2 protein-coding genes and 1 pseudogene are annotated in these 2,305 nt (G+C 72.1%); all 3 read right to left on the reverse strand.

The annotated features are described in order from the left end of the window. Positions 1-651 (reverse strand): HAD-IA family hydrolase, encoded by a 651-nt coding sequence (locus FREUN1FDRAFT_RS38875; protein WP_006545940.1) that lies wholly within the window; start codon positions 649-651, stop codon positions 1-3. 44 nt (positions 652-695) lie between these two features. Next, a complete protein-coding gene (locus tag FREUN1FDRAFT_RS38880) occupies positions 696-1,847 on the reverse strand; it encodes a Gfo/Idh/MocA family protein (protein WP_006545941.1) in 1,152 nt (383 codons plus the stop codon). Positions 1,848-1,927: 80 nt separating this feature from the next. Continuing rightward, positions 1,928-2,305, reverse strand: a pseudogene (locus FREUN1FDRAFT_RS38885) (DegT/DnrJ/EryC1/StrS family aminotransferase); the annotation flags it as partial.

Genomic DNA, 2,305 nt, shown 5'->3' on the forward strand with positions numbered 1-2,305 from the left:
TCAGGCGGGCTGGTAGGGGCGTGTTGTGAGTAGGCCGAGTAGCTGTGCCGGGGTGTGGGTCACCCAGTCCGGGGCCGCTGCCAGGAGCTCGTCCTGGTCGGTCTCTCCCCACATCGCGGCGATGGCACGGACCCCGGCTGATCGGGCGCTGCGGATGTCGGTGACCGCGTCGCCGACCATCACGGCCTGGTCCGGTGCGGCGTCGAGTGCGTCGAGGGCGCGGTGGACGATGTCGGGTGCCGGTTTGGGGTGGGTGACCTCGTCGGAACCGATGACCCGTACGAAGCAGTCACCGATACCGAGCTGGGTCAGCAGGTCACGGGCCCGTGGGCCGCTTTTACCCGTCGCGACGGCGAGGCGTGTCCCGCGGTCGAGCAGGCCGGTGAGCAGGTCACGGACGCCGTCGAAGAGCACGACCTGGGGGGAGAGCCGGTAGCTCTCCCGGACGAAGGGGCCTTCCATCTCCAACGGCAGCCCCATGATCTTCATGATGTCCGGGAAGTAGCGGCCGAGGTGCCGGTTGTACTCCTCGAACGGGGCCGGACCCGGGCCGACGACCTCGGCGTAGGCGAGGGTGAACGCCTGCCGCATGACGGCGTGGCTGTCGACGATCACGCCGTCGAGGTCGAAGACGACAGCTTGGATGTCCATGGGTGCATCTCCAGGCTTGGGCTGGGTGGTGGCCGTCCGCTGGCTCACGACGTGGCGGCGAGCCGGCCCGTGACGGTGGCCCGCCCTCGTGCGCCCGGCTGCCCGGATACGGGGGCCGGCCGCCCGGCGGAGTCGTAGATCCGTTCGATGGCGGCGATCGTGGACCGGGCCTGCGCCGCCGCGACACCGCGCCGGTCGGGGTCGGCGAGCAGCACGGGGAGCTCGTCGAGCTGGCGGCGGTACTCGGTGCCGACCGGTTCGGTCGCGACGTCCACCGGGGTCGTGGTGCCGGCCCGGGTCCAGGACAGCGACGACGCGGGACGACGGTTCGGGCTGAACCCGAACGTGCAGTCCAGCTGCGCGGAGCCGGTACTGCCCTCGACCCGGATCACCGTGGCGTCGAGGGGTTCATGCGACGCCCAGCTCGCCCGCAGCGTCACCGACACACCGTCGGCGCTGACGAGGAACGCCCGGGCGGTGTCCTCGACATCGCCACCGGAACGGGCGGCCACGGAGCCGGGATGACGCCAGACGGCGCTCCAGGCGGCGTCGGCGACGAAGTCACCGGAGACCGTTCCCACCGCGTCGACGAAGCCGCCCGGCCCGACCAGGGGCACGACCGCGTCCAGCAGATGCCAGCCCAGATCGACCAGAGCCCCGCCACCGGCCAGGTCACGCCGGGTGAACCAGCCCCCGGCATCAGGCACCCCGTGGGCACGCACCCACGACACGTCCACATGACGGATCGTTCCGAGCTGCCCGGCCAGCGTGTACAGCGCCCGCAGATCGGCCCGCAGGCAGGCGGCGCTGCCCGCGAGCAGGACCGCGCCACCGGCCCGTTCGGCCACCGCGAGCCGGTCCGCCTCGGCGGTACTCAGGCAGACCGGCTTCTCCACGAACACGGGGATCCCGGCCTCGAGCAGCCCCACGGCGACGGGGCAGTGCAGATGGTTCGGCACCGCCACCACGGCGAGGTCGACGTCGTGCCGGCTCAGCTCGTCGGGACGAGCGAACACGCCACCCGGCCCGGCGGTGGTGTCGAGTTCGGCCCGGATGGCCGGGTCGGGATCGACCAGCGCGACCACCTCATACCCCGGGTGCTCCCGCAGCCGCGGCAGCCAGATCGACCGGCCCGCCCAACCCAACCCGACCACGGCCACCCGCACCCGGCCGGCGTCACACCCGGGCCCGGCCACGTGCTCCGGTTCACGTGCGCGTCCTGGTGCGTGTCCTGGTGCGTGTTCTGGTTCGTGTTCTGGTGCGGGGGACGTCCCGCTCACGCGGCAGCCAGGGCCTGCGCCACGATCTCCGCGATCGCGTGCATCTGCTCCTCGGTCCCGAGCAGCGTGCGATGGTGCAACCAGACACCGTCCGCGCCGATCGCCTCCACGTTCGGGCACCGCGCCGCGATCTGATCGACGGTCTCCGCAGGTGCCCCGGTCTCCCAGAAACCAGCAGACCGGTAGATCGCGCGGAACGCGGCGAACGCGGGCAGCCCACGCTCCACCAGATCGTCCACCAGCGCGTTACGCCGCTGCTCGTCGAACCCGGGCAGCCGGAACATCGCCATGTAATGCGGATTACGGTCACAGCGAGGATCCCGACCCTGCGGAACACCCCGGGACCTGCGCGAGCAGCCCCGCGAGCAGCGGCC

Source organism: Parafrankia sp. EUN1f, assembly GCF_000177675.1.
Classification (GTDB): domain Bacteria; phylum Actinomycetota; class Actinomycetes; order Frankiales; family Frankiaceae; genus Parafrankia.

What these genes read in the sequence shown, in the direction of transcription:
- FREUN1FDRAFT_RS38875 (WP_006545940.1), bottom strand. Translation starts at nt 651, where the DNA reads ATGGACATCCAAGCTGTCGTCTTCGACCTCGACGGCGTGATCGTCGAC.